A 25113-nucleotide genomic window follows, 5' to 3' on the forward strand; every position below is an offset into this window, starting at 1 on the left:
CCTGCGATGCAGACACCCCGGTCTGTCAGTCAAACCGACTTGCCAACACCTCGTCGGTTACCTGCAGGCCACGCCGGGCGTGGCCTATAGTGAAAAGACCGAACCTTCCACAACCACCACCTAAGGAGAACGATATGAGCGTTAAGCCAATCCCCGAGGGTTATCACAGTGTCACGCCGTATATGGGCATCGATAACGCTGCTGAGGCCATTGAGTTTTACCAGAAAGCCTTCGGTGCCAAGCAGGTCATGCGCCTGGACATGCCCGACGGCAAGGTCGGCCACGCCGAGCTGCGCATCGGTGACTCGGCGATTATGCTCGGCTCGCCGTGTGCCGACATGGCCCTGCGTAATCCCGGTGAACACACCAGCGTCGGTTTGCACCTGTATGTGAGCGATGTGGATGCGCAGTACCAACAGGCCATTGATGCAGGCGCCCTTTCGGTGTCTGAGCCAAAAGATCAATTTTACGGCGACCGTTCGGCGAGCGTGAAGGACCCCTTCGGTCACCTGTGGTTTTTGGCTACGCGCAAGGAGGATCTGACTGAAGCGCAGATTCGCGAGCGGGCCATGGCGATGTTCAAGCAAGGCTGAAGTTTCAATAACCCTGTACATCCAATGTGGGAGCTGGCTTGCCTGCGATAGCGGTCTTTTGGTGGTGTACATATCCGTTGCTGCGGTAACGGCGGCTTATGGTTCCGCTCTTACAGCGGCTCACTTTTGGAAAGACCCAAAAGTAAGCAAAAGGTCTTCGCCCCAACACTCGGTGCCTCGCTGTGGCTCGGCATGCCCGCAATCCGACACTGATTTGGGGGGCCGCCGCCACGCGCCATCCATGGCGCGGGGCGGCTAAACCGGCATCCCTGCCGGTTTACCCCCCAAATCAGTGTCGAATTCCGGCCATCGTGTTTGACGGGGCGATTTCAGATCAAGATCAAGATCAAGATCACAAGCGCAGATCAAAAGACCGCTGACTTCGTCATCGAAAAGGATGTAAGGGCCAGAGCAACAGCAACAGCAACAGCAACAGCAGAGCCATACTCGGTCAAAGGTGGGAGCTGGCTTGTCGAATCGTCGCACCGCTGCGATGGCATCACCTGGGTGTACCTGACACACCGAGGTGTCTGCATCGCAGGCAAGCCAGCTCCCACAGAGAAGCAGCTCCTCAGTGCATGCAAATCCGCAGCCGACCACATTTTCAAAGCTGCATGCGGTCAACTGTGGGAGCGGGCTTGCTCGCGAATGCGGTGGGTCAGTCAATTTATCTGCCTCTGACACACCGTATTCGCGAGCAAGCCCGCTCCCACATTTGGACCGCGTTGCATCAGGTAGAGAGGCTTTTGCTTTGCACTTGATCTGGCTTTTGCTTCAACCACTCAGGTCGGCTTTCAGGCCGCCGTGCTGTAGATCTTGATCTTGATTTTGATCTGAGGCGCCCCGTCAACCACGATGGCCGAACGCAGGCTTGAATTCGTGGGTAACCCGGCAGGACGCCGGGTTAGCCGCGCTGGGCCAAGGATGGCCCATCGCGGCGGCCCACGGATTCAAGCCGGAGTGAGGGCACACCGAGCCAGAGCGAGGTGCCGAGTGGTGGGGCACAGACCTTTTGGTTACTTTTGGGGCGTTTGCCAAAAGTGACCCGCTGTAAGAGCGGAACCATAGGCCGCCGTTACCCAAATAACGGATATGTACACCGAAAAACCACCACAGCCCCCCCCCCCCCCGCAACACACTTCATGAACACCCCCTCCACGCTTTCCCCCTTGCCCCAAACCCCGCGTGATTCCACGATGCAAGCACTTACAAAGAGGAGTCACTCCATGTTCGCCGGATTCCAAAAAGACCAGTGCCACGTCAACGGCGTGGACATCAGCTACCGCAAAGGCGGTACAGGTCCCGGTCTGCTCCTGTTGCACGGGCACCCGCAAACCCACGTCATCTGGCACAAAGTCGCCGAACAGTTGGCCGAACACTTCACCGTGGTCGCCGCCGACCTGCGCGGTTATGGCGACAGCGGCAAGCCACCGGCCAGCGACCAGCACACCCATTATTCCAAACGCGAAATGGCCCGCGACAACGTCGAGCTGATGCAAGCCCTGGGCTTCGACAGTTTCTCGGTACTGGCCCACGACCGTGGCGCCCGCGTCGCCCATCGCCTGGCCCTGGACCACCGCGCCGCCGTGCAGCGCATGGTGCTGCTGGACATCGCCCCCACCTTGTCGATGTACGCCCAGACCGACGAAACCTTCGCCCGCGCCTACTGGCACTGGTTCTTCCTGATCCGCCCGGCGCCGTTGCCCGAAGCCCTGATCGAGAGCAACCCCGAGTTGTACCTGCGCAGCGTTATGGGCAGCCGCAGCGCCGGGCTCAAGCCGTTCACCGATGAAGCCTTCGCCGAATACCTGCGCTGCCTGCAACTGCCCGGCACCGCGCGCGGTATCTGCGAGGACTACCGCGCTGCCGCCGGCATCGATCTTGAGCACGACCAGGCCGACATCGACGCCGGCAATCACCTGAACCTGCCGTTGCTGGTGATGTGGGGCGCCGAAGGTACGGTCGGCCGCTGCTTCGAGCCGCTCAAGGAATGGCAGAAAGTCGCCACAGACGTGCGTGGCAAGGCGCTGCCGGCCGGGCATTACATTGCCGAAGAAGCCCCTGAGTTGTTGCTTGGCGAAGTCCTGGCCTTCCTGCGCTGAATGCACTGACACCCTGATCCGAAACACCCGCCTCGCAGGCTGCCCATAGCCTGCGACGGGTTCGCTTTGCCCAAAAACATCCCGAGATAATAACAATGACAATCCGAAAACTGCTGGGAACCCTGTATGTCCAGGTGCTCATCGCCATCGCGCTGGGTGTGTTGATCGGCCATGTCCGACCGCAAATCGGCATCGACCTCAAGCCGCTGGGGGACGGGTTTATCAAGCTGATCAAAATGATCATCGGCCCGATCATCTTCTGCACCGTGGTCTCCGGCATCACCAGCATGCACGATGTGAAACAGGTGGGCCGAGTCGGCGGCAAGGCGCTGCTGTACTTCGAGATCGTCTCCACCATCGCCCTGCTGATCGGACTCCTCGCCGCGCACCTGCTGCAACCGGGCGTAGGTTTCAACATTGATGTGAAGACCCTCGACAGCTCGGCCATCGCCGGTTTTGTCGGCCAAGCCGAACAGGGTGAAGGCATCACCGAGTTCCTGCTGCACGTGATCCCCACCACGTTTTTTGATGCCTTCTCCAAGGGTGAAATCCTGCCGGTACTGTTTGTCTCGGTACTGTTCGGCGTCGGCCTGGTGATGGTCGGGGACAAAGGCCGGCCATTGGTGGGCGTGATCAACCAGGCCAGCGAAGTGTTCTTTCGCATCGTCGGCATCATCAGCCGCGTGGCGCCCATCGGCGCGTTTGGGGCGATTGCCTTCACCATCGGCAAATACGGCGTGGGCTCGTTGCTGCCGTTGCTGAAGCTGGTGGGTACGTTCTACCTCACCGCGTTTTTCTTTGTCGCCGTGGTGCTGGGCAGCATCGCGCGCTACGCCGGCTTCAGCATTTTCAAGTTGATGGGCTATATCAAGTCGGAGCTGTTGATTGTGCTGGGCACCAGCTCGTCGGAGTAGGCGCTGCCGCAACTGATCCAGAAACTCGAAAGCCTGGGTGCGTCCAAAGGCGTGGTGGGCATCGTGGTGCCGACCGGCTACACCTTCAACCTCGACGGCACCAACATCTACATGACCTTGGCGGTGTTGTTCCTGGCGCAAGCCACCAATATCCACCTGCCGCTGGAGCAACAATTGACCTTGCTGGCGGTGGCCATGCTCACCTCCAAGGGCGCCGGTGCGGTGGTGGGTGCAGGTTTTGTGGCGCTGGCCGCAAGCCTGGCGGTGGTGCCCACCGTGCCGGTGGCGGCGATGGTGCTGATCCTGGGTGTCGACCGCTTTATGGCCGAGTGCCGCTCGCTGACCAATATCATCGGCAATGCCGTCGCGGCATTGGTGGTAGCCGCCTGGGAGGGTGAGCTGGATCGCGAAAAAATGGCCCCTATCGCCCTCAAGCATGGCCGCCATGCGCGGGCTGCCGCGCAGGCGAAGATCGCCGCCGAGTAAGCTTTAAAGACAATCACCTTGTGGCGAGGGAGCTTGCTCCCGCTGGGCTGCGCAGCAGCCCCAGAATCCTGGGCACACCCACCAGGTCCAGCGGCAACAAGCTCCCTCGCCACACCGGTGCTATTCTGGCGGCTCACGCCACCACGTCTGTTTCTGATGACTCATAAGAAAGATACCGTGCCCCTACCCGAAGACCTGCGGGTGTTCCTCACCGTGATCCGCAAGGCCGGCTTCGCTGCCGCCGCTGATGAACTGGGGCTGTCGCCTGCGTATGTGAGCAAGCGCATTCAGATCCTCGAAACCACCCTGGCCACGCGCCTGCTGCACCGCACCAGCCGCCGCATCGCCCTGACCGAAGACGGCGAGCGCGTGCAACGCTGGGCTGTGCGCATCCTCGAAGATTTCCAGCAACTGTCCGATGAACTCAGCGATGCCCACGACAGCCCGCGCGGGCATTTGCACCTGTGCAGCAGCTTCGGCTTCGGCCGCAATCATGTGGCGCCGGCCCTGTCGCTGCTGGCCGAGCAGTACCCGGACCTGGAAATCCGCCTGGACCTGTTCGACCGCGTGGTGGATATCGTCAGCGAAGGGTTCGACCTGGAGATTCGCGTCGGCGATGACATCCCCGGTCAGCACATCGGCAGGCGGCTGGTGAGCAATCGCCGGGTGCTGTGCGCAGCACCGGCGTACCTGCAACGCAAAGGCACGCCGCAACAGTTGAGCGACCTGGAGCAGCATGACTGCCTGGTGCTCAAGGAGCGCGACAACGCCTTCGGTATCTGGAACCTGGAGCGTGACGGCGCGCCCGAAAGCGTGCGTGTACGCGGGCCGCTGTCATCGAACAACGGCGAGATCGTGTTGCAGTGGGCTTTGGACGGGCGCGGTGTGTTACTGCGCTCGATGTGGGACGTAAAACCGCTGCTGGAACAGGGCAGGCTGGTGCAGGTGCTGCACACCTACACCCAAAGCGCCAACGTGTGGGCGGTGTACCCGACACGTTTGGCCTACTCCGGCAAATTGCGCGCCTGCGTGGAATTTTTACAGGAGCACTTCAAGGGGTTGTCGATCTGACGCCCCGCGTGGCGTTGACACCCAGCCATACCGTCATGATCACCAAGGCCGTCAATGGCAGCCCGTGGAACAGCACGATCACCTGGGCCGGCGTCCACGTCAGGTAGAACGGCCCCACCACCAGCATGCCCACGCCAAAGCCGGCCATCTGGATCAGCGTCAACAGGCTGAACAGCGGCAGGCGCAAGCTATCGGGTTCACTTTGTGCGCGGGAAACCAGCGCCACTTCGGAGATACCATCGCCCAGCCCGGCCCACACCACCAGCAACAGCGCCAGCCACAGTTCGGTTTGCTGGAAGGTCAGGATAAAGCCGCTGGACATCAGCGCCACACCCGCCATGAACCAGCGCTCCATGCCTTGGGTGCCACGGCTCTTGAGTAGCGCACTGGCCACGCGCGCGCCGATGAACTTGCCGCAGGCCCACACCGCCAGCAGGTAGCCCATGACCGTTTTGGCGGTGTCCGGCGAAATGTATTGCGACAACACCGGCCAGCCGACGTTATGTGCAGCACTGCCGAGGGTGTCGAGCATGCTGATCAACAACATCGCCGCCAACACCGGCGCACCGCGCAGGCCTTTGGTCAGCTCATGCCATTCGGCGGCAAGCCCGCGATGCGCGGCCACGGCGACTGAATACAAGGCGCGCAACGGCAGGATCAGGCAGGCCGCGGCCACGTAAGTGCCGATGTTGACGGCAAACACCGCCTCGAATCCGCCCGTGGCGATCAGCAAGCCGGAGAGCAAGCTGCCAAATACCGCACCGGTAGCCGCCGCCGAGGTGATCCAGGCGTTGGTGCTCACCCGCTGCTCGAGCGCCACCCAGGTCGGCAACTGGCTATTGAGGCCAATGGCAAACAGCGAGTTGCACAGGCCGATGCCGAACGCGATAAAAGGCAGCACGTTAAGTTGATGCGCCGGTATCAACACCAGCAGCGGCACCAGTAACAGCGCCCGGGCCAGGTCCAGCCCAGCCAGGGTACTGCGCCCCGCAAAACGCCGGAAAAACGGGATGCCGAACAGGCTGGCAACAATCCCGCCCGTGACCCGACACGCCAGGAACACACTGACAAACACCACGCTTTGGCTGAGCCAGTAAACGTAGGTCGAGAGCGCCACCATGTTGAGAAATGCGCCGAAGTCCGACACGCCCCGCGCAAAGATGATCAAGCGGGCGTTGCGGGTCGACAGGCTCAATGGCTGAACGTCGCTCATGCAGGTTGTACCTCGTCTTCCCGCCGTACATCAGCAGCCACGCCGCGCAGGCTGACCAGCAGCACGTCACGCCAGGCCGGTGCCGAATCGGCCTGCGGACGGACAGCGCCGGCGCGGTGATAGAGCCCACGGTCGTTAATCACAATGGTTTCCAGAAACTGCTCCATCGCCAGGTTCAGCACGCGGCTGTGCTCCGCCTCAGCCGTAAACACCTCGGACACCACCGGCACGGTATTGCTCTGGCCAATGAAATGCATGAACACCCAATCCAGGCCGTCCTGGTGAATCCCCGAGGTGGTCGGGCTGGCCGATGGCCCCTCTGCACGCACGCGGAACTGGTGGATATCAATGGTGTAGGCATGCGGACCCAGGTGCGGTTCGATCACCGCCAGGTCGGTGGTGAGCAATTTCTGCATCAGTGGGTGCTCGATAAAGCCCTCCTCGCTGTAGCTCAAGTGGTTCACGCCCTGGCGATAGTTGACCGCATAGGTGACCGGTGACTTGAACGCGGTCGTGCGGTCGATCTGCAACTGCCGCGACGGGGATAAACGATAGCGCAGGATCCGCCGTTCGCGATGTGTGTATTCCTTGAACGCCTCGTCGCGCACCAGGTTCGCCCAGTAGGCGCGAAAGCTTTGCTCTTCGCCAGGCTCAACCTTGAGCAACTGGCCAAAGTCCCGACGGTGACAATAGTGGTGCTCGCGCAAGTGCGCGCCAATCTGTGGGATGTCCATATCGCTAAACCTTACTGTCGATGATCACGCGCAGGTTGTGCCGGATTGCATCATGCACGGCGTGGGCGTCGGCAGCATCGTCGACCTTGGCCCAGCACTTGAGCAAATAGTGCTCCTCGATATCTGCATCGATGCAGTTGCCGGGTTCCTGCTGGAAATACTCCAGCACCGCTGGGTGCTCATCGAGGAACTGCATCCCCTCAATGCCCTTGAACTGACCACTGTGCTCCGGGTAGATCGCCAGCATCGAGTAATGCTGGGAGGCATTCGCGATGTTATGCGCACAGGCTTGCAACCGGGCATTCAGGTCCGGCTCGCCCAACAGCAGGGACAGATAAAGGTCGTACGGGTCAATACCGGCCAGGTCACGGAACGCCGCATTGACGTACAGCCCGCCGACGCGCGGGTTGATCTCAATCACCACCGGCCCCGCCTCCGTCATACGAAATTCGAAATGCACCAGCGCGTTGGTCAGCCCCACAGCACGCAGACAATCCCCCGCGTACTGACGAATCTGCTCGCACTGGGTGTCGGTAAAAGACGTGGGCGGGGAAATCAGCAGGTTCTCCAGCACCGTGCCACTGCGCTCGGTCAACATCAGTTTTTCGTTGATCAACAGCGCATGAACCTGACCGCCGACGATGACACACTCCACGCTGCCTTCAACGCCTTGGATAAACCCCTCCAACAACAGGCTGTGCCCTGGAATGTAATGGCGTTGCTGCCCTTCTTCGTCAGCCAGGATATGCTCACAACCGTAGAAATCGGCGTAGGCAGCGTTGGCGTGGCCACTGCGAAATTGCGCATAGTGCCGGCTTAACTCTGGCCAATTGAAGCACTTCTTGATAAACGCCGAGGCGCCACCAAACGGCGGTTTGGCAATCAGCGGATAGCCCATGCGCTCGGCGCTTTGCTGCAGTTGTTGTTCGTCATTGCACAGCGCGAAGGGCACGGAGCGCACGCCATGCTGGCTCAGCGCCCGACGCATCAGGAACTTGTTGTTACACGCCGCAATGGCTTGCGGGCAGCTGTACACCAGGCCCAGGCGCTGACTGGCCTGCGCTACGATGCAACCGACTTGCCCCAGCGCAGACGAATGGCCGGCCTGGCAGAAAATCGCGCGGATCTGATAGCGCCCATCCAGTTCGCCCACCAAGTCGAGAATGGCCGGTTCACTGAGTGTATCGAGCAGGAACACTTCATCACTGTCGTCCTGCAGCCGTTGCAGGTGCTTGCGCCCCACCAGACCCGCAGTCAAACACACCAGGCCTTTGGCCCGGGCCGCAACAAAGTGCGGCTCTCGGTAGCTATAGCGAATGGAAGCACTGTCATCGACATCAATAAAAAGAATGGCATCTTGTTTCATTATTCATACCGCCTCATGCGTCAATAACGTCAGGCATCCTGCCAACTGCACCACTGCCCTTCCCAATTACGGAAACGGTAATGACGTTGCCCATCGCGCACTTCAAAGTGCGGCAAGTCTTGTGGTTTTTCAAAGTCCAGCAGCGGCACGGTAAACTTGCCCTGTGCATGGGGCAGTACATATTCCGGCATGGCGATATTGGACACGCGCCGCTTGAGGCGATCCATAATAGCGATGGCGTGACTGATGGACGCTTTATATTCTGAAGCCCCGGGTGAAAACGGCATGAAGTGATACAAGTAATACGGTTTTACACCCAACCGATACAGATCAATAAACAGTTTATGCAAGGTGGCCTCATCGTCGTTCACGCCACGCAATAGCGGCATGTTGGAGAACACAATCGGCACCACACCTTGGATACGTTTAACCGCCACGGCAAAGTCTTCACTCAGTTCCAGCGGGTGGCACACATGCACGCCAAACGCATTAACCTTGTACTTCTCCAACATCGCCAGTAACTCATCGGTCACGCGAAACGGGTTAAAGCTCAAGGCCCGTGTGTGCAGGCGAATCAGCAAGTCATCGCGGATGCCACGCAGGGCGGCGAGGTTCTCTTCGAGCTTGCGGTCGGCGAGCATCAACGGGTCACCGCCGCTGAGAATCACTTCTTCGATGGCCGGGTTGTTGCGGATGTACTCGAGCGAGTCCTTGAACGAGTCGGCGCTGGCATTGGCCTTCTCGGTGCCGACTTGCAAGGTGCGCAGCGCTTCGAAGCAGAACTGGCAATAGGCGTTGCAGGTGTTGGTCATGCGCAGGATCACGCGGTTGTCGTACTTGTGCTGGCAGATCGGCGTTTTCATCTCGTGGCCGAGTTCCCAGTTCTCCGAGGTGCCGTCGTAATCGCCAGCGACCTGCTCGCTCCAGTAGGGCACCACTTGGCGCCACAACGGATGGTCCATCACCTCGCCCTCGGTGAGAGAGCGCTTGATCAGGTCAATGTAATAAGGCGTTATCTGCAACTTGCGGTCTCGCAAGTTGTGCTCGATATGCGCGCTGGTTTCCTCATTCCAGCCACCGCAGGCGGCACGCAGTGCCGGTTCGTCGCGGATGGCATTCTTCTGCTGCCAACGCCAATCCTGCCACTGTACCGAACGATGGATTGCTTGATCAAAAATCGACATGAGTTTGAACTCTCTGTGTTCTGAACGGATGTTAAGGCATAGGCTTACGTGTCTTTTCACAGTGGAAAAAACAGGGGTAACCACAACAATGACAACTGATTGACAGGCGGCAGCACTCGATCAAGTGATAAACTTGACCACCGCCACCAGAGAGGCATGAAGGCTAACTAATTCATCGGTCATGGCTTCAACTTCCTTTTCTTATAATGTGCGACTTTCCAAGTCAGCACTCACTTAAGCCGATGGCCTACAAGGTGTCAACAACCTGCCCGTGTATTTTTTCAGGGTTTAACCTGGCACCTTAACTACGCCGTTGAAATCACTGAGGTTACGCGGTGTAACGCGCGTTATTTGAAAAGTAAATAGTCCAAAAAAAACGCCCTCCAGTAACGCGAGGGCGTTGTTCTCTACTTATATGACTACGTAGTTAAAATCATTGGGTTCATTAACCCAACCACGGATTGGCCGCCAGATGCTGGCGCTCGAAGGTTTTAATCTGTTCACTGCGTTGCAACGTGCTGCCAATGGCATCCAGGCCGAGTAACAACGCGGTCTTGCGCAAAGTATCGATCTGGAACGGAATCACTTGGCCATCGGCCAAGCGAATCTGCTGCGCCTCAAGGTCCACGCTGATCTGCGCGTGCGCAGGCTGGCTGACCGTCTGCCCAAGTGCGTGCAACGTCGCCTCATCCAAGGTAATCAACAACACCCCGTTACGCTGGCAGTTGTCATAGAAAATCCCGGCAAAGCTGCTGCCGATCAGCGCGCGAATGCCCATCTGCTTCAAGCCCCACACCGCGTGTTCACGGCTCGAGCCACAGCCGAAGTTGGGCCCCACCACCATAAAACTCGCGCCCTGCCAGGCCGGCTGGTTCAGCACGAATTCGGGGTTGGGCGCGCCATCGGGCAAAAAGCGCAGGTCGAAGAACAGCCCACGGTCGAGGCCGGCACGGTCGATGCCTTTAAGAAATTGCTTGGGCATGATCACGTCGGTGTCGATATTTGCCGCCAGCATCGGCGCGGCCTGGCCGGTGACCTGGGTGAACGGTTGCAGGCTCATGGGCGGTCTCCAAAGTGACGGATATCGGTAAGGCGGCCGGTGATGGCCGCAGCGGCGACCATCGCCGGGCTCATCAAGTGAGTGCGCGCCCCAGCGCCCTGGCGACCTTCGAAGTTGCGGTTGGTGCTGGACGCGCAGCGGTCGCCGGGGGCCAGCACGTCATCGTTCATCGCCAGGCACATCGAGCAGCCCGACTGGCGCCATTCGAAGCCGGCGTCGATAAAAATCGCCGCCAGCCCTTCGGCTTCGGCCTGGTCGCGCACTTCGGTGGAGCCCGGCACAATCATTGCCCGCACATGCTCGGCCACTTGCTTGCCGCGCACCACACTGGCGGCGTCGCGCAGGTCTTCGATGCGCGCGTTGGTGCACGAGCCGATAAACGCGTGGCTGATCACGATTTCATTGAGCGGCATGCCGGCTTCCAGGCCCATGTAGTTGAGGGCGCGGCGCATGTCCTGGCGCAGGATCAGATCGCTGACGTCTTGCGGGTCCGGTACGCGGGCGCCGATGGGCGCGGCCTGGTCGGGGCTGGTGCCCCAGGTGACCATGGGTTCCAGAGTGCTGGCGTCCAGCTGCACTTCCTGGTCGAACACCGCATCGGCGTCGGTGTGCAACGTGCGCCATTGCACCAGGGCTTGTTCCCACAGCTCGCCCTTGGGCGCACGCGGCTTGCCTTTGAGGTAGGCGAAGACTTTTTCGTCGGGTGCCATAAAAGCGCCACGCGCGCCGGCTTCCACCGCCATGTTGCAAATGGTCATGCGCGCTTCGACGCTCAGCGCATCGATGGTGGCGCCGCAAAACTCGATGGCGTAACCGGTGGCACCGGAAGCGCCGATCTTGCCGATCAGCGCCATGATCACGTCCTTGGAGGTAAGGCCATTGCCCAAGTGGCCCTCAACCGTTACACGCATGCTTTTCAGGCGTTTGTACACCAGGGTCTGCGAGGCCAGCAGGTGCTCGATTTCCGAGGTGCCGATGCCAAAGCCGAAGGCGCCAAGAGCACCGTAGGTGGTGGTGTGGCTGTCGCCGGCGGCGATCACCATGCCCGGCAGGATAAAGCCCTGCTCCGGGGCAATCACGTGTTCGATGCCTTGGCGTTTGTCGAGGATATCCAGCAACTCGATGCCAAAATCCTGGCAGTTTTCTGCCAGGTACGAGACTTGCCGCGCGCCGCCTGCGTCGGGCATGGCGGCAATGCGCATGGGCGTGGTGGGGTTTACGTGGTCGACTACCGCCAGCGCGGTGCCGGGGCGCCATACGCCACGCTTGGCCTCCCGCAATCCGCTGAACGCCTGGGGGCTGGTGTATTCGTTGATCACCTGGCGGTCTATATAAAGCAGCACATGGCCCTGGTCATCCAGGGCGCACACCGTGTGGGAGTCGATGTGTTTGTCGTAGAGGGTTCTGGCAGTCATTTTTTGTGGACTCACTTTTATAAGCGCTCGCTCACCGGTATGAGCCCATCCTACGCAGCCCCCCGGCCCCATCAATGGCACCTGGGTGATGGCTGGGAACATGTTTCGTGTTCAATCCGGCAACTCTGAAACATTTTCTTTCATATCCCGCTTAGGGATTTCTCATTCTCATCCGTCTTAACTTAGATACAGCCCGTCGCGTCAGCAAAAGCTACGACCGGCCTTTTCCGGGCCTCCTTCGCCCTCCTCCGATCAAGACCCGCATCCACATGTCGAAGAAGTCACGCTCAAAACTCTGGTTTCTGGTTCATAGCTGGCTGGCGTTGCCCATCTGGTTTTTTGTACTGATCGTCTGCGTCACCGGCACCCTGGCGGTGGTCAGCCAGGAAATCGTCTGGCTGGCCAACCCGGACATCCGCGCCAGCAAGCCGTCGGACGATGCCGAACGGCTGAGTTACGACCAGGTCATCGGTGCCATCAAGCGCAACGAACCCCAGGCGATCGTGCAGTCGATCATCCGCCCGGACGAGTCGCACTTCGCGCTGAGTGTCGACCTCAGTTATCCCGATGGGCGCTCCGTGGAGGTCTACGTCAACCCGTATACCGGTGTAATCCAGGGCATTAGCCCGGCCTTCAACTTCCAGCAATTTACCCGCGCGTTGCACGGTTGGTGGCTGGTGCCGTTTACCAATGGCTACAGCTGGGGCTGGTACCTGGTGTCGGCACTTGGCATACCGCTGCTGGCATCGCTGGTCACCGGGCTGGTGGTGTACAAGCGGTTCTGGAAGGGGTTTGTGCGCCCGACCCTGCGCATCCGCCATGGCGCGCGGATCTTCTGGGGCGACTTCCACCGTTTGAGCGGTATCTGGTCGATCTGGTTTATCGCGGTGATTTCCATCACCGGCATCTGGTTCCTGATCCGGGCAATTCTGGGTGACAACCAGATCTCCATCTCCAGTGAGCCCATCGTGCCCGTGATTGCGCGGGAAAAAGTGCCTGTGTCGGCGCCGGGTGTACCGGCACCGATGATCCCGATCGATCGGGCCATTGAAATCGCCACGCAGCGCATCCCAGGGCTTGAGGCCAGTTTTGTTTTCCTGCCCAGCAACGCTTATAGCCACCTGCAGATCGGCGGGCGCGGCTGGTATCCGTTGATGTTCCAGACGGCGCAGCTCAACCCGTATGACGGTGAAATTGCCGTGTCGCACCTGCTGTCCGACCGCTCGACACTGGAGTTCGTCACCGAATCCATGCGACCGCTGCACACCGGCGACTTTGGCGGCCTGTGGGTCAAGCTGATCTGGGCCTTCTTCGGCCTGATCATGAGCATGATGGTGTTGAGCGGTCTGCTGATCTGGACCAAACGCACCGCGCTGGCCACCCTTAACGCCTTCAAGCGCGAGGCCAAGACGCAACGCGCACCGGCCGCCGCCACGGCCAGGCCGGCTGAAACCTCGGAGGCCAACTGATGAGCAGACTCGCGACCACCACCCCGCCTTCGCCGCTGCGGGCCTTTTGGCTCAAATGGCGCTTCCACATCAATGTCCTGCTATTGCTGGTGCCCCTGGGGTTCATGCCCAAGTACTTTGCCGACGCCGCGTTGTTTCGTGGTGACAGCGGCATTGGCGAGCGGGTGGCCGGCGAAGTGCAGGTGGGGCCGTGGAGCCTGACCCTGGCAGAGTTTCGCAACGAAGGCCCGCGCCCGGACCCGGCCGGCCCGATGAAATTTTTCAACGCCGCCCTGTGCGCCACCTGCGCCGAGCAGGTCAAGGCCACTTACCTGCGTATCGGCAAACCGCGCAGCCTGCGCGCGGCCGGGGTGATTTTCTTCGGCACGCCGTACCGCATGGGTGCAGTGCTGCCGGTGCCGGAGCGCACCCCCGTCGATGCCGAAGTCTGGGTGACCATGGAAGGCTGGGACGGCTCCATGCACCAGGGTTCCATCCCGCTGAGCCAGGCCTCGCCTGCCACCATTGCCTGGCTGAACAAGCAAGGAGTTAAACCATGACGTTAATGCGCCTGACTCGCGCCGCTTTATTACTCTGCGCCGGCTTCAGTGGCGTCGCCCTGGCCCATAACCCGATGTGCGAGTGCAAGGAAATCCCCGGCGAGCAAATCCAGTGCACCGGCGGTTTTTCCGACGGCAGCGGCGCGCCAGGCGTGACCCTGGACGTGATCGGCTACGACGAAACCATCCTGCTGCCGGGCAAGCTTGGCCAGGACTCGACCCTGACCTTCAAAAAGCCCTCGGCCGAGTTCTATGTGCTGTTTGATGCAGGCCCTGGCCACGTGGTGGAAATCGACCAAGCGGATATCCAGCCTCAATGAGCACCACACAGGTTGTACGCCCCGCCGGGGCCGGCCATGAAACCCTCTACGTGTTGCTGCTGTGCCTGATCATCCTTGCGGTGGCTGGCTCCGTGGTGGCGCTGCACGGTGAAACCCAGGAGGTCGTCGCCGTGCCCAGCCACCAGTTGGACGCGCGCCGCGACCTGAGCGCTGCCGAGCAAGGCATCTACGCCGACCTGCGCGTAACCCTGGATGAAATCCAGCTGTTGCAGCAGGAGCAGAACGCCCTGCCGACGCCCGCGCAACTGGCCGAAGAGGGCTTCGCGCCGTTTGCCCAGGACGCCAGTTCGATCAGCCGTGGCGACCATCACTGGCAGCTGCTTGAGCCTGCGGCCTACCTGGGTTTGAGCCAAGCGCCGAGCACCAGCGGTTCAGTGCTGATGCGCGTGCAAGGCGCCGAGCCGGATGTGTGGCTCAACCGCCAGGCCAACCTCGCCGCCCCTGCCGACCTCACCGACGCGGCGCTGATCGCCGCCGGCTGGCGCCAGGTGGTCACGCAATTCGATGCCGGCGTGACCCGCCAGCACCGTCACTGAACCAGAAGACCGAGTGCCCATGTCTATCTCATCGCCCCTGTTACGCCTGTTGCTGGTTGGCCTGTTCAGCCTGATGCTCGCCCCGCTCGCCAGTGCCGAGGCGGCCAAGCGCCTGCGCATCGGCATCACCCTGCACCCGTATTACAGCTACGTGGCCAATATCGTCGGCGACAAGGCCGAGGTGGTGCCGCTGATTCCGGCCGGCTTCAACCCCCACGCCTACGAACCGCGCGCCGAAGACATCAAGCGCATCGGCACCCTGGACGTGATCGTGCTTAACGGTGTCGGCCATGATGATTTTGCCGACCGCATGATCGCCACCAGCGAGCACCCGGACATCCCGGTGATCGAAGCCAACGCCAACGTGCCGCTGCTGGCTGCCACCGGCAATGCCGCGCGCGGTGCGGGCAAGGTGGTCAACCCGCATACCTTCCTGTCGATCAGTGCGTCGATTGCCCAGGTCAATAACATTGCCCGCGAACTGGGCAAGCTCGACCCGGACAATGCCAAGACCTACACCCAAAACGCCCGCGCCTACGGCAAGCGCCTGCGCCAGATGCGCGCCGATGCCCTGGCGAAACTGACCAGCGCACCGAACCCCGACCTGCGCGTCGCTACCGTGCACGCGGCCTACGACTACCTGCTGCGCGAATTTGGCCTGGAAGTCACCGCCGTGGTCGAGCCCGCCCATGGCATCGAGCCCAGCCCCAGCCAGTTGAAAAAGACCATCGATGAACTGCGCGCACTGGATGTGAAGGTGATTTTCTCGGAGATGGATTTCCCGTCTACCTACGTCGAGACCATCCAACGTGAATCCGGGGTGAAGCTGTACCCGCTGTCGCATATTTCCTACGGCGAATACACGCCAGAGAAATACGAAGTGGAAATGACCGGCAACCTCAACACCGTGGTGCGGGCGATTCAGGAGTCGGGGGCATGACGGCGGCGCAGCCATTGAAGGTCGCCAGCATTGGCCCGACCCTTGAGTTCGACACGGTCTCCCTGACCTTGGGCCGCACGGTGATTCTCGATGCGGTGAGCTTCCAGGTCGAACCGGGCAGCATCCACGCCTTGGTCGGCCCGAACGGCGGCGGCAAAAGCTCGCTGATCAAGACCTTGCTGGGGCAGACCCCGCACCAGGGCCAATTGCGCCTGCACTGGCCGAACACGCCAGGCACGGTCGGCTATGTGCCCCAGGCGCTGGAATTCGATCGGGGCCTGCCGATGACCGTCGACGACTTCATGGCCGCCATGTGCCAGCGGCGCCCGGCATTTCTGGGCCTGTCCCGGCATTACGCCGCCGCGATTGGCGAGGCGCTGGAACGGGTCGGCATGCAGGACAAACGCAAGCGCCGCATGGGCGCGTTGTCCGGCGGTGAGCGTCAGCGCGTGCTGTTGGCCCAAGGGCTGATCCCGGCGCCACAGCTGCTGGTGCTGGATGAACCGATGTCGGCACTCGATGAAGCCGGTATCCAGGTGTTCGAACGACTGCTCAATGACTGGCGCCTGGCCGGGATTACCGTGCTGTGGATCGAGCATGACCTGGAAGCCGTGGGCCGCCTGGCCGATCGCGTTACCGGCCTGAACCGCCGCGTGCTGTTCGACGCCACGCCGAAGGAAGCGCTGACCCCGGACCGCCTGCTGAGCCTGTTTTCCACCCACCCTCGGAGCCCGGCGTGATGAGTTATGAAGCCTTTCGTTTGATGGTCCAGGGCTGGGCTTCATCCGGGTACCTGCCGGAAGCACTGGCCTATGGGTTTGTGGTCAACGCCTTGCTCGCCGGTTTGCTGATCGGCCCGGTGCTGGGCGGCCTGGGCACGCTGGTGGTGGTCAAGCGCTTTGCGTTCTTCTCTGAAGCCGTCGGGCATGCCGCGTTGACCGGCGTGGCCGTGGGCATCCTGCTCGGCGAACCCTATACCGGGCCTTACGGCAGCCTGTTCGGCTACTGCCTGTTGTTCGGCATCCTGCTCAATTACCTGCGTAACCGCACCGGTTTGGCGCCAGACACCCTGATCGGTGTGTTCCTCTCGGTGTCGCTGGCGTTGGGCGCGAGCCTGCTGTTGATTCTGGCGGGCAAGATCAACGTGCACATTCTGGAAAACGTGTTGTTCGGCTCGGTGCTGACGGTGAACGGCAATGACCTGCTGGTGTTGGCGGTCGTCGGCTCACTGGTGATGGCCCTGGCGCTGCCGCTGTACAACCGCATCATGCTGGCCAGCTTCAACCCGCAATTGGCTGCTGTGCGTGGCGTGGCCGTCAAAACCCTGGATTACCTGTTCGTGATCCTGGTGACCTTGATAACGGTGGCGGCGGTCAAGGTGATCGGCGCTATTTTGGTCGGCGCCCTGCTGGTGATTCCGGCGGCGGCAGCGCGCCTGTTGAGCCAGTCGCTGAAGGGTTTTTTCTGGGTCTCGGTGGTGATCGCCACGCTCAGCACGCTGTGCGGCATTCTGCTGCCGATCATCTTCGACCTGCCCATCCCGTCCGGTGCCGCGATCATTCTGGTGGCCGGTATCGCCTTCGCCTTTGCCGCCATCGCGCGCGGCACCGTGCCCAGCCTCAAAGGGAATCTTGGATAATGCGCTCTGTTTTTTTTCATCCGCTGGCCCTGGCCATTGCCTGTTTGTTCACTGCGCCGTTGATGGCCGCCGAAGCCGCAAAACCGGCGGTTCACGCTGCCAAACCGGTGAAAGTGCTGGCCTCGCTGCCCATCACCTACGGCCTGGCCGAGGTGCTGCTCAAAGGCACCGATGTACAGCTTGAGCGCGCAGCACCGGCCAGCCTGCCCGGTTCGCGACAGGTGTCCTACTTCACCGGCCGGGGTGCGCCGGCCTTGGGCAGTTTGGCCCAGGACGCCGACGCGGCTATCGGCCTGCGCTCGCTGTGGGCGGATGACCCGCTCTACCCGGTGGCGCGACGCAGCAATATCCGTATCGTCGAAGTGGACGCCGCGCGCCCGGTGGACGGCGGGTTGCCGGGTATCGCCGTGCAACCCGGCAGCGCCGACGGCCTGAACAGCCAGCCATGGCAGTCGAGCAACAACATGGGGCGCATGGCCGATGTGATGGCGGCCGACCTGAGCCGCCTGGCGCCCACGGCCAAACCCAAAATCGACGCCAACCTCGCAGCGCTCAAACAGCGCCTGCTCAAACTCAGCGCCGACAGCGAAGCAAGACTGGCCAAAGCGGACAACCTGAGTGTGGTCAGCTTGAGTGATCACTTTGCTTATCTGGTCAGCAGCTTGAACCTGGAAGTGCTCAGCACCGATGCCCGGCCGGATGCGGAGTGGACGCCAGAGGCCTTGCACACACTCACTGCCGACTTGAAGAGCAACGACGTGGCCGTGGTGCTGCATCACCGCCAACCGAGTGAGGCCGTTAAAACGGCGGTGACGGCGAGCGGTGCGCAACTGTTAGTGTTGAATGTCGACGGGCCGGACCCGGTGGCGGAGCTGGAAGGCAATGTGGATCAGGTGATCAAGGCGCTGATGCCCTGAATGTGGGAGCTGGCTTGCCTGCGATGCGGGCAACTCGGTATCACTGCCAGCTCGCGGTGATGCCATCGCAGGCAAGCCAGCTCCCACATTTAGCTCGTGGTGCATCTGTTGAATATCTGCCAGTCAAACCACATCCACACCCACATGAATCGCATCATGGCGCCAGAACTCCAGGTCGCAGTCGATCAGGCGCTCATGCTGGTCATAGTTAACCCGGGCGATCCGCAAGCCGGGGCTGCCCACCGACACACGCAATGCGGCGGCGGCCTCCACCGGCAGTGAAGTCGGCACAATCTCGAAACGCACGCGGCCGTAATGCAGGTCGTACTTGCGCGCATACAACTCGGTCATCGACTGGTTCAGGTCGCACGCCAGAATCCCCGGGAAATACTGCGGGTTCAAATAGTGCTCCACATACAGCACCAAGCGCCCATCGATTCGCCGGCCCCGGCAGATCTGGATCACGCTCGACAGCGCCGGCAACTGCAACCACGCACACACCGCCGCCGACGCCGGTTGCAGCCGCGCCGAAATCACTTCGGTCGAAGCTACGCGCCCTTGTTCACTGACCATCGCGTGAAAGTGGCTGCGTTGCATCAGGTTATAAGCCAGGCGCGGCGGCGAGACGAACCAGCCACGTCGTTCCTCGCGATAGATCTGGCCCTGGGCCTCCAGTTGTAACAAGGCTTCCCGCACGGTAATGCGGGTGGTACCAAACAACTCGCTGAGTTTGCGCTCGGCAGGCAATTTACTCGCAGGCGGCAACAGCCCGTGGACGATCTGCTCTTGCAGTGCCAGGCCGATGGATGTCACCGCCTTGATTGCCTCATCACGCATCAACGTTACCTATCTGGACTAGACCAGCACCGTTCAGGTGCATAAACCGTGCTGTATTCGGGCGTCTGCCGTTACCTGCCAGCCTAGGCATTACAGATGACCGACAGATGACAGTCCGTGCCTCCGCTTCACTCCACACCCTGCAATACATCGGCCAAGTCCAGGGTCTGCGGGCACTTGGGCATGGTCTACGCTGAGTCTGAAGTCAGCGACATAAACGCTTTAAAAACGACATCGACATGAAACTGTCATCCACCGAGCCTAAATTGGCTCAGGTATTGCTGACCTAGACCAACACCATCGCAATCGTTCGTAAAAACGCAGCGTTGAAAACGCCCAAAGGAGCTTCGGATGAAACAGCTTTTCCTGGCATCACTGTTAGGCTCGACCATTGCCATGTGCACCGCCGCCATGGCTGCTGATACCGATCTAAAAACGCTCGAAGCCGCCGCGAAATCGGAAGGCGCCGTCAACAGCGTCGGCATGCCCGATGACTGGGCCAACTGGAAAGGCACCTGGGACGACCTGGCCAAGACCTATGGCCTCAAGCACATCGACACCGACATGAGCTCGGCCCAGGAAATCGCCAAGTTCGCCGCCGAAAAAGACAACGCCAGCGCCGATATCGGTGACGTCGGCGCCGCCTTCGGCCCGATTGCGGTGAAACAGGGCGTGGCACAGCCGTACAAACCGACCACTTGGGCACAAGTGCCGGATTGGGCCAAAGATAAAGACGGCAACTGGGCCCTGGCCTACACCGGCACCATCGCCTTTATCGTCAACAAAAAACTGCTGCACGGCTCTGAAGCCCCAAAAAGCTGGGCTGACCTGAAAACCGGTAAATACAAAGTCTCTATTGGTGATGTGAGCACTGCCGCCCAAGCCGCCAATGGCGTGCTGGCTGCCGCCCTGGCCAACGGTGGCGACGAGAAAAACATCCAGCCTGCGCTGCTGATGTTTGCCGAGATCGCCAAGCAAGGTCGCCTGTCGCTGGCGAACCCGACCATCGCCACCATGGAAAAAGGCGAAGTAGAAGTGGGCGTGGTCTGGGACTTCAACGGCCTGAGCTACAAAGCCAAGATGGCTAACCCGGATGACTACGTGGTGCTGATCCCGTCGGACGGCTCAGTGATTTCCGGCTACACCACCATCATCAACAAATACGCCAAGCACCCGAACGCCGCCAAGCTGACCCGCGAGTACATCTTCAGCGACGCCGGCCAGACCAACCTGGCACGCGGCAATGCACGTCCGATCCGTGCCGAGCACCTGACCTTGCCGGCCGATGTACAGGCCAAGCTGCTCCCGAACGAGCAGTACAAGAAAGTCACGCCGATCAAAGATGCCGACGCGTGGGAAAAAACCTCCAAGGCACTGCCGCAGAAGTGGCAGGAAGAAGTCATCATCAATATGCAGTAAGGCTATAGACACATTGGATCTCCACTGGAGATCCAATGTGGGAGCGGGCTCGTGTGGGAGCGGGCTTGCTCGCGAAAGCGGTGTGTCAGGCGACACTTATTTCACTGATCCACCGCTTTCGCGAGCAAGCCCGCTCCCACAGTTTTGACCCCGTTCCCCAAATGAAATTGAGTCAAGCCTATCGTCGCGGAGCGTCTCCCCCTATGAAGCACAACGTCATCCTTGTGGTGCTCGACGGCCTGAACTACGAGGTTGCCCGACATGCCATGGGGCATCTCCAGGCCTATATCGGCGCAGGACGCGCAGCGCTTTACAAACTGGAATGTGAACTGCCGGCCCTGTCCCGGCCGTTGTATGAATGCATACTCACCGGCGTGCCCCCGATCGACAGCGGCATTGTCCACAACCATGTCTCACGCTTGTCCAACCAGCGCAGCATTTTCCATTACGCCACCGCTGCGGGTCTCACCACCGCGGCGGCGGCCTACCACTGGGTCAGCGAGTTGTATAACCGCACGCCCTTTGATGCCGCGCGTGATCGTCATACCGACGACCAGGCCCTGGCGATCCAGCACGGGCATTTCTACTGGAATGACCACTACCCCGACTCCCACCTGTTCGCAGATGCCGAAAGCCTGCGGCTCAAGCACGCGCCGAACTTCCTGGTGGTGCACCCGATGAACATTGATGACGCCGGCCACAAGCACGGCCTGGACACCGCGCAATACCGCAACAGCGCACGCTCGGCCGACATCATCCTCGCCGACTACCTGCAAGGCTGGCTCAATGCTGGCTACCAGGTGCTGGTGACCGCCGACCACGGCATGAACAACGACCGTTCCCATAACGGTGTGCTGCCGGAAGAACGCGAAGTGCCGTTGTTCGTACTGGGCTCGGCCTTCACCTTCGACCCTGGCGCCATCCCGAAGCAAACCGACCTGTGCGGCACCGTCTGCGAACTGCTCGGCGTGCCCCACGACAAACCTGTATGCCGGGAGCTGCTGAAGTGAACGCCATAACCCGTGGCAAATGGCTGGCGATCCTATGCCTGGTGCCCTTTGCGCTGTTCTTTATCGTGTTTGAAATCGCCCCGCTGCTGTGGGTGATGATCAACAGCCTGCAGTCGGAAGAGTTCGGCTGGGGCCTGGCCAACTTCACCAAGATCTTCAGTTCGAAGTTCTACCTGCAAGCCATCCAGTACAGCCTGGAGATCAGTTTCTACTCCAGCGTGTTCGGGATCATCATCTCGGTGCTCGGCAGCTACTCGTTGCGCCGCGTGGATGGCCCACTGCGTAACTTCGTGACGGCCTTCGCCAACATGACCAGCAACTTTGCCGGCGTGCCCCTGGCCTTCGCCTTCATCATTTTGCTGGGCTTTAACGGCAGCATCACGATCATGCTCAAGCAGGCGGGGATCATTCAGGACTTCAACCTGTACTCCAAGACTGGCTTGATCATTCTGTACACCTACTTCCAGATTCCACTGGGCGTGCTGCTGCTCTACCCGGCCTTCGATGCCTTGCGCGAAGACTGGCGCGAATCGGCCTCGTTGCTCGGCGCCAGCAGCTGGCAGTTCTGGCGGCACATCGGCCTGCCGGTGCTCACTCCGGCCCTGCTGGGCACTTTCGTGATCCTGCTGGCCAACGCCCTCGGCGCCTATGCCACGGTGTATGCATTGACCACCGGCAATTTCAACGTGCTGCCCATTCGTATCGCGGCAATGGTTTCCGGCGACATCTCCCTGGACCCGAACATGGCCAGCGCCCTGGCCGTGGTGCTGGTGGCCCTGATGACGGTGGTCACCGTCGTCCATCAACTGCTGCTCAAGAGGAGCTACCATGTCTCGCGCTGAAGCCGGCTCGGCCTCCGTCTACCATCGGGTAGTGGTGTACCTGTTGTTTGCGATCCTGGTGTTGCCGCTGGTGGGCACCTTTGTCTACTCCATTGCCAGCAGCTGGTCGGCCACCATCCTGCCCGCCGGGTTTACCCTGAAGTGGTACGTGCAGCTGTGGAGTGACCCACGCTTTCTGGCCGCCTTCGGTCAGTCACTGCTGGTGTGCGTGGGTGCGCTGGTGTTGTCGGTGGTGCTGATTCTGCCGCTGCTGTTCGTGGTGCATTACCACTTTCCCAAGCTCGACGCGCTGATGAACATCTTGATCCTGCTGCCCTTCGCGGTGCCGCCAGTGGTGTCATCGGTGGGCTTGTTGCAACTCTACGGCTCCGGGCCATTTGCGATGGTGGGCACGCCGTGGATCCTGATCGGCTGCTACTTCACCGTGGCCTTGCCGTTCATGTACCGCGCGATCACCAACAACCTGCAAGCGATCAACCTGCGCGACCTGATGGACGCCTCGCAGTTGCTGGGTGCCAGCACCTGGCAGGCGGCGATTTTTGTCGTGCTGCCCAACCTGCGCAAAGGCCTGATGGTGGCGCTGCTGCTGTCGTTCTCGTTCCTGTTCGGTGAGTTCGTGTTCGCCAACATCCTGGTGGGCACTCGCTACGAAACCCTGCAGGTGTACTTGAACAACATGCGCAACACGAGCGGCCACTTCACCAGTGCCATCGTCATCTCCTATTTCTTCTTTGTGCTGGTGCTGACCTGGGCCGCCAATATCTTGAACAAGGACAAAAGCCAATGAGCTTCGTCAGCGTCCAACACCTGCAAAAAGCCTACACCGGCACGCCGGTATTCAGTGACATCAACTGCGAAATCGCCAAGGGTGAATTCGTCACCCTGCTCGGCCCGTCGGGTTGCGGCAAGTCGACCCTGCTGCGGTGCATCGCCGGGTTGACCTCGGTGGACAGCGGCAAGATCCTGCTGGATGGCCAGGACATCGTGCCCTTGAGCCCGCAAAAACGTCACATCGGCATGGTGTTCCAGAGCTATGCGCTGTTCCCCAACATGACCGTGGAACAGAACGTCGCCTTCGGCCTGCGCATGCAGAAGGTCAATGCCGACGACAGCCACAAGCGCGTGCAGGAAGTGCTGCAACTGGTGGAACTCAAAGACCTCGCCGGCCGCTACCCGCACCAGATGTCCGGCGGCCAGTGCCAGCGTGTGGCCCTCGCCCGCTCGCTGGTGACGCGCCCTCGCCTGTTGCTGCTGGATGAACCGCTGTCGGCGCTGGATGCACGGATTCGCAAGCACCTGCGCGAACAGATCCGCCAGATCCAGCGCGAGCTGGGCCTGACCACGATTTTCGTGACCCATGACCAGGAAGAAGCGCTGACCATGTCAGACCGTATTTTCCTCATGAACCAGGGCAAGATCGTACAAAGCGGCGATGCCGAGACCCTTTACACTGCGCCCGTGGATGTATTTGCCGCCGGTTTTATCGGCAACTACAACCTGCTCGACGCCGACAAGGCCAGCCAGTTGCTGCAACGGCCTGTCAGCGGGCGCATCGCGATTCGCCCGGAAGCCATCGAGCTGAGCCGCAGCGGTGAGCTCGACGCGCTGGTACGCAGCCATAGCTTGTTGGGCAACGTGATCCGCTATCGCATCGAAGCGCGTGGCGTGGAATTGGTGGTGGACGTGCTCAACCGCTCGGCCGACGATCTGCACCCGGATGGCCAGCGCCTGGCACTTTCCATCGACCCCAGTGCGTTGTGTGAAGTAGCCTGACACAACGATTGATTTGAGAGAGCGTGACCGATGGCATTGGTAATTTTTGATCTGGACGACACCTTGATCCACGGCGACTGCGCCACCTTGTGGAGCGAACAGATGGGCCGCCTGGGCTGGGTCGACCCGGCGTCGTTCATGCGCCAGAACGACGAACTCATGGCCGCCTACAGCCGTGGCGAGCTGGCCATGGAAGACTTCATGGACTTCAGCCTGGAGCCGATGATCGGGCGCACGCCCGAGGAGATCGAGCATCTGGTCGAGCCGTGGGTGGAGGACGTTATCGAGCCGCTAATCTACAGCGACGCCACCAAGACCATCGCCCGTCACCGCGCGAAAGGTGACCGGATCCTGGTGATCTCTGCCTCGGGCACGCACCTGGTCACGCCGATTGCGGCACGTATCGGGATTGATGAAGTGCTGGGGATTGATCTGGAGATCAGTCATGGCGTGTACAGCGGCAAGACCGTGGGGGTACTGACTTACCGTGAAGGCAAGATCACACGGTTGCTGGCATGGCTGGAGCAGGAAGGTGAAAGCCTTGAAGGCGCGTATTTTTACTCGGATTCGCGCAATGACTTGCCGTTGTTGCTGAAGGTCGATCATCCGCAGGTGGTGAACCCGGATCCTGTGCTGCGCGAGCATGCTGAAAAGGCTGGCTGGCCGATTCACCATTGGGTTTGACCGTTTGAATTGAAAACCCAAGCCACTGT

General features: G+C 60.7%; 24 protein-coding genes and 1 pseudogene. 18 read left to right on the top strand and 7 right to left on the bottom strand.

Annotated features, from left to right (window positions below):
* The first annotated feature begins 134 nt into the window (after positions 1 to 134).
* The 4 genes and pseudogenes from QF043_RS18940 (at position 135) to QF043_RS18955 (ending at position 5166) form a co-directional block, all read left to right on the top strand.
* Complete coding sequence (locus QF043_RS18940; protein WP_307419772.1) at positions 135 to 593, top strand: VOC family protein; 459 nt, start codon at positions 135 to 137, stop codon at positions 591 to 593.
* Positions 594 to 1819: 1226 nt separating this feature from the next.
* Complete coding sequence (locus QF043_RS18945; RefSeq protein ID WP_307419773.1) at positions 1820 to 2695, top strand: alpha/beta fold hydrolase; 876 nt, start codon at positions 1820 to 1822, stop codon at positions 2693 to 2695.
* Between the two features lie 95 nt (positions 2696 to 2790).
* Positions 2791 to 4095 (top strand): annotated as a pseudogene (locus tag QF043_RS18950) (dicarboxylate/amino acid:cation symporter).
* A gap of 156 nt (positions 4096 to 4251) precedes the next feature.
* Positions 4252 to 5166, top strand: coding sequence for a LysR substrate-binding domain-containing protein (locus QF043_RS18955; protein ID WP_167365900.1), 915 nt, complete (start codon positions 4252 to 4254; stop codon positions 5164 to 5166).
* On the opposite strand, the gene QF043_RS18960 is transcribed toward QF043_RS18955, so the two are convergent.
* From QF043_RS18960 to leuC, 6 genes are all read right to left on the bottom strand, one after another.
* Complete coding sequence (locus QF043_RS18960; RefSeq protein WP_307419775.1) at positions 5147 to 6379, bottom strand: MFS transporter; 1233 nt, start codon at positions 6377 to 6379, stop codon at positions 5147 to 5149. The two genes, QF043_RS18955 and QF043_RS18960, sit on opposite strands and share 20 nt — an antisense overlap.
* Positions 6376 to 7113 (bottom strand): 2OG-Fe dioxygenase family protein, encoded by a 738-nt coding sequence (locus tag QF043_RS18965; protein WP_307419776.1) that lies wholly within the window; start codon positions 7111 to 7113, stop codon positions 6376 to 6378. Before QF043_RS18965 ends, QF043_RS18960 begins: the two co-directional genes overlap by 4 nt.
* Positions 7114 to 7117: 4 nt before the next feature.
* Complete coding sequence (locus tag QF043_RS18970) at positions 7118 to 8479, bottom strand: acetyl-CoA carboxylase biotin carboxylase subunit family protein (protein WP_307419777.1); 1362 nt, start codon at positions 8477 to 8479, stop codon at positions 7118 to 7120.
* A 29-nt stretch (positions 8480 to 8508) separates the two neighbouring features.
* Complete coding sequence (locus tag QF043_RS18975) at positions 8509 to 9663, bottom strand: KamA family radical SAM protein (protein WP_307419778.1); 1155 nt, start codon at positions 9661 to 9663, stop codon at positions 8509 to 8511.
* Between the two features lie 445 nt (positions 9664 to 10108).
* Entirely contained in the window at positions 10109 to 10723 is a 615-nt protein-coding gene (gene leuD / locus QF043_RS18980) for a 3-isopropylmalate dehydratase small subunit (protein WP_307419779.1), read from the bottom strand.
* Positions 10720 to 12138, bottom strand: a complete 1419-nt coding sequence (leuC, locus tag QF043_RS18985; protein WP_307419780.1) for a 3-isopropylmalate dehydratase large subunit — start codon at positions 12136 to 12138, stop codon at positions 10720 to 10722. The genes leuD and leuC overlap by 4 nt, the downstream gene beginning before the upstream one ends.
* Positions 12139 to 12407: 269 nt before the next feature.
* Between leuC and QF043_RS18990 the strand changes: the two genes are divergently transcribed.
* Genes QF043_RS18990 through QF043_RS19025 form a run of 8 tightly spaced genes read left to right on the top strand, consistent with a single transcriptional unit; the run spans position 12408 to position 18519 of the window.
* A complete protein-coding gene (locus QF043_RS18990) occupies positions 12408 to 13607 on the top strand; it encodes a PepSY domain-containing protein (protein WP_307419781.1) in 1200 nt (399 codons plus the stop codon).
* Positions 13607 to 14146 (top strand): thiamine pyrophosphate-binding protein, encoded by a 540-nt coding sequence (locus QF043_RS18995; protein WP_307419783.1) that lies wholly within the window; start codon positions 13607 to 13609, stop codon positions 14144 to 14146. The genes QF043_RS18990 and QF043_RS18995 overlap by 1 nt, the downstream gene beginning before the upstream one ends.
* Positions 14143 to 14466 carry a hypothetical protein gene (locus tag QF043_RS19000; RefSeq protein ID WP_099547881.1) on the top strand — a complete coding sequence of 108 codons (324 nt, stop codon included), beginning with the start codon at positions 14143 to 14145 and terminating at the stop codon, positions 14464 to 14466. Before QF043_RS18995 ends, QF043_RS19000 begins: the two co-directional genes overlap by 4 nt.
* Positions 14463 to 15023, top strand: a complete 561-nt coding sequence (locus QF043_RS19005) for a DUF6162 family protein (protein WP_307419784.1) — start codon at positions 14463 to 14465, stop codon at positions 15021 to 15023. Before QF043_RS19000 ends, QF043_RS19005 begins: the two co-directional genes overlap by 4 nt.
* Positions 15024 to 15042: 19 nt before the next feature.
* On the top strand, positions 15043 to 15963 hold the full coding sequence (locus tag QF043_RS19010) for a metal ABC transporter substrate-binding protein (RefSeq protein ID WP_307419786.1): 921 nt from the start codon (positions 15043 to 15045) through the stop codon (positions 15961 to 15963).
* Positions 15960 to 16703, top strand: coding sequence for a metal ABC transporter ATP-binding protein (locus QF043_RS19015; RefSeq protein ID WP_307419787.1), 744 nt, complete (start codon positions 15960 to 15962; stop codon positions 16701 to 16703). Before QF043_RS19010 ends, QF043_RS19015 begins: the two co-directional genes overlap by 4 nt.
* The gene (locus tag QF043_RS19020) at positions 16703 to 17602 is read left to right on the top strand and encodes a metal ABC transporter permease (protein ID WP_056859671.1); all 900 of its coding nucleotides are present in this window, start codon (positions 16703 to 16705) and stop codon (positions 17600 to 17602) included. Before QF043_RS19015 ends, QF043_RS19020 begins: the two co-directional genes overlap by 1 nt.
* A complete protein-coding gene (locus QF043_RS19025; RefSeq protein ID WP_307419788.1) occupies positions 17602 to 18519 on the top strand; it encodes a metal ABC transporter solute-binding protein, Zn/Mn family in 918 nt (305 codons plus the stop codon). Before QF043_RS19020 ends, QF043_RS19025 begins: the two co-directional genes overlap by 1 nt.
* A gap of 123 nt (positions 18520 to 18642) precedes the next feature.
* Here QF043_RS19025 and QF043_RS19030 read toward each other — a convergent pair whose 3' ends face one another.
* Positions 18643 to 19356: a UTRA domain-containing protein gene (locus QF043_RS19030; protein WP_236373427.1), complete on the bottom strand. Its 714-nt coding sequence runs from the start codon at positions 19354 to 19356 to the stop codon at positions 18643 to 18645.
* A gap of 351 nt (positions 19357 to 19707) precedes the next feature.
* Here QF043_RS19030 and QF043_RS19035 point away from each other — a divergent pair, with 351 nt between their 5' ends.
* The 6 genes from QF043_RS19035 to QF043_RS19060 all read left to right on the top strand — a co-directional run bounded on the left by QF043_RS19035 (position 19708) and on the right by QF043_RS19060 (position 25084).
* On the top strand, positions 19708 to 20775 hold the full coding sequence (locus QF043_RS19035) for an ABC transporter substrate-binding protein (protein ID WP_056859668.1): 1068 nt from the start codon (positions 19708 to 19710) through the stop codon (positions 20773 to 20775).
* A 203-nt stretch (positions 20776 to 20978) separates the two neighbouring features.
* On the top strand, positions 20979 to 21785 hold the full coding sequence (locus tag QF043_RS19040; protein WP_307419789.1) for an alkaline phosphatase family protein: 807 nt from the start codon (positions 20979 to 20981) through the stop codon (positions 21783 to 21785).
* Positions 21764 to 22627 (top strand): ABC transporter permease subunit, encoded by an 864-nt coding sequence (locus QF043_RS19045; RefSeq protein WP_178110818.1) that lies wholly within the window; start codon positions 21764 to 21766, stop codon positions 22625 to 22627. Before QF043_RS19040 ends, QF043_RS19045 begins: the two co-directional genes overlap by 22 nt.
* On the top strand, positions 22614 to 23414 hold the full coding sequence (locus QF043_RS19050; RefSeq protein ID WP_056859665.1) for an ABC transporter permease: 801 nt from the start codon (positions 22614 to 22616) through the stop codon (positions 23412 to 23414). The genes QF043_RS19045 and QF043_RS19050 overlap by 14 nt, the downstream gene beginning before the upstream one ends.
* The gene (locus tag QF043_RS19055; protein ID WP_307419790.1) at positions 23411 to 24400 is read left to right on the top strand and encodes an ABC transporter ATP-binding protein; all 990 of its coding nucleotides are present in this window, start codon (positions 23411 to 23413) and stop codon (positions 24398 to 24400) included. Before QF043_RS19050 ends, QF043_RS19055 begins: the two co-directional genes overlap by 4 nt.
* A gap of 30 nt (positions 24401 to 24430) precedes the next feature.
* Positions 24431 to 25084 (top strand): HAD family phosphatase, encoded by a 654-nt coding sequence (locus QF043_RS19060; protein ID WP_307419791.1) that lies wholly within the window; start codon positions 24431 to 24433, stop codon positions 25082 to 25084.
* Positions 25085 to 25113: the final 29 nt, after the last annotated feature.

Origin of the sequence: Pseudomonas sp. W3I7, assembly GCF_030816095.1 — a bacterium.
In the GTDB taxonomy this organism is placed as follows: domain Bacteria; phylum Pseudomonadota; class Gammaproteobacteria; order Pseudomonadales; family Pseudomonadaceae; genus Aquipseudomonas; species Aquipseudomonas salomonii.

Coding starts and splice junctions, on each gene's coding strand:
- QF043_RS18940 (WP_307419772.1), top strand. CDS start 135: ATGAGCGTTAAGCCAATCCCCGAGGGTTATCACAGTGTCACGCCGTAT.
- QF043_RS18945 (WP_307419773.1), top strand. CDS start 1,820: ATGTTCGCCGGATTCCAAAAAGACCAGTGCCACGTCAACGGCGTGGAC.
- QF043_RS18955 (WP_167365900.1), top strand. CDS start 4,252: ATGACTCATAAGAAAGATACCGTGCCCCTACCCGAAGACCTGCGGGTG.
- QF043_RS18960 (WP_307419775.1), bottom strand. CDS start 6,379: ATGAGCGACGTTCAGCCATTGAGCCTGTCGACCCGCAACGCCCGCTTG.
- QF043_RS18965 (WP_307419776.1), bottom strand. CDS start 7,113: ATGGACATCCCACAGATTGGCGCGCACTTGCGCGAGCACCACTATTGT.
- QF043_RS18970 (WP_307419777.1), bottom strand. CDS start 8,479: ATGAAACAAGATGCCATTCTTTTTATTGATGTCGATGACAGTGCTTCC.
- QF043_RS18975 (WP_307419778.1), bottom strand. CDS start 9,663: ATGTCGATTTTTGATCAAGCAATCCATCGTTCGGTACAGTGGCAGGAT.
- leuD (WP_307419779.1), bottom strand. CDS start 10,723: ATGAGCCTGCAACCGTTCACCCAGGTCACCGGCCAGGCCGCGCCGATG.
- leuC (WP_307419780.1), bottom strand. CDS start 12,138: ATGACTGCCAGAACCCTCTACGACAAACACATCGACTCCCACACGGTG.
- QF043_RS18990 (WP_307419781.1), top strand. CDS start 12,408: ATGTCGAAGAAGTCACGCTCAAAACTCTGGTTTCTGGTTCATAGCTGG.
- QF043_RS18995 (WP_307419783.1), top strand. CDS start 13,607: ATGAGCAGACTCGCGACCACCACCCCGCCTTCGCCGCTGCGGGCCTTT.
- QF043_RS19000 (WP_099547881.1), top strand. CDS start 14,143: ATGACGTTAATGCGCCTGACTCGCGCCGCTTTATTACTCTGCGCCGGC.
- QF043_RS19005 (WP_307419784.1), top strand. CDS start 14,463: ATGAGCACCACACAGGTTGTACGCCCCGCCGGGGCCGGCCATGAAACC.
- QF043_RS19010 (WP_307419786.1), top strand. CDS start 15,043: ATGTCTATCTCATCGCCCCTGTTACGCCTGTTGCTGGTTGGCCTGTTC.
- QF043_RS19015 (WP_307419787.1), top strand. CDS start 15,960: ATGACGGCGGCGCAGCCATTGAAGGTCGCCAGCATTGGCCCGACCCTT.
- QF043_RS19020 (WP_056859671.1), top strand. CDS start 16,703: ATGAGTTATGAAGCCTTTCGTTTGATGGTCCAGGGCTGGGCTTCATCC.
- QF043_RS19025 (WP_307419788.1), top strand. CDS start 17,602: ATGCGCTCTGTTTTTTTTCATCCGCTGGCCCTGGCCATTGCCTGTTTG.
- QF043_RS19030 (WP_236373427.1), bottom strand. CDS start 19,356: ATGCGTGATGAGGCAATCAAGGCGGTGACATCCATCGGCCTGGCACTG.
- QF043_RS19035 (WP_056859668.1), top strand. CDS start 19,708: ATGAAACAGCTTTTCCTGGCATCACTGTTAGGCTCGACCATTGCCATG.
- QF043_RS19040 (WP_307419789.1), top strand. CDS start 20,979: ATGAAGCACAACGTCATCCTTGTGGTGCTCGACGGCCTGAACTACGAG.
- QF043_RS19045 (WP_178110818.1), top strand. CDS start 21,764: ATGCCGGGAGCTGCTGAAGTGAACGCCATAACCCGTGGCAAATGGCTG.
- QF043_RS19050 (WP_056859665.1), top strand. CDS start 22,614: ATGTCTCGCGCTGAAGCCGGCTCGGCCTCCGTCTACCATCGGGTAGTG.
- QF043_RS19055 (WP_307419790.1), top strand. CDS start 23,411: ATGAGCTTCGTCAGCGTCCAACACCTGCAAAAAGCCTACACCGGCACG.
- QF043_RS19060 (WP_307419791.1), top strand. CDS start 24,431: ATGGCATTGGTAATTTTTGATCTGGACGACACCTTGATCCACGGCGAC.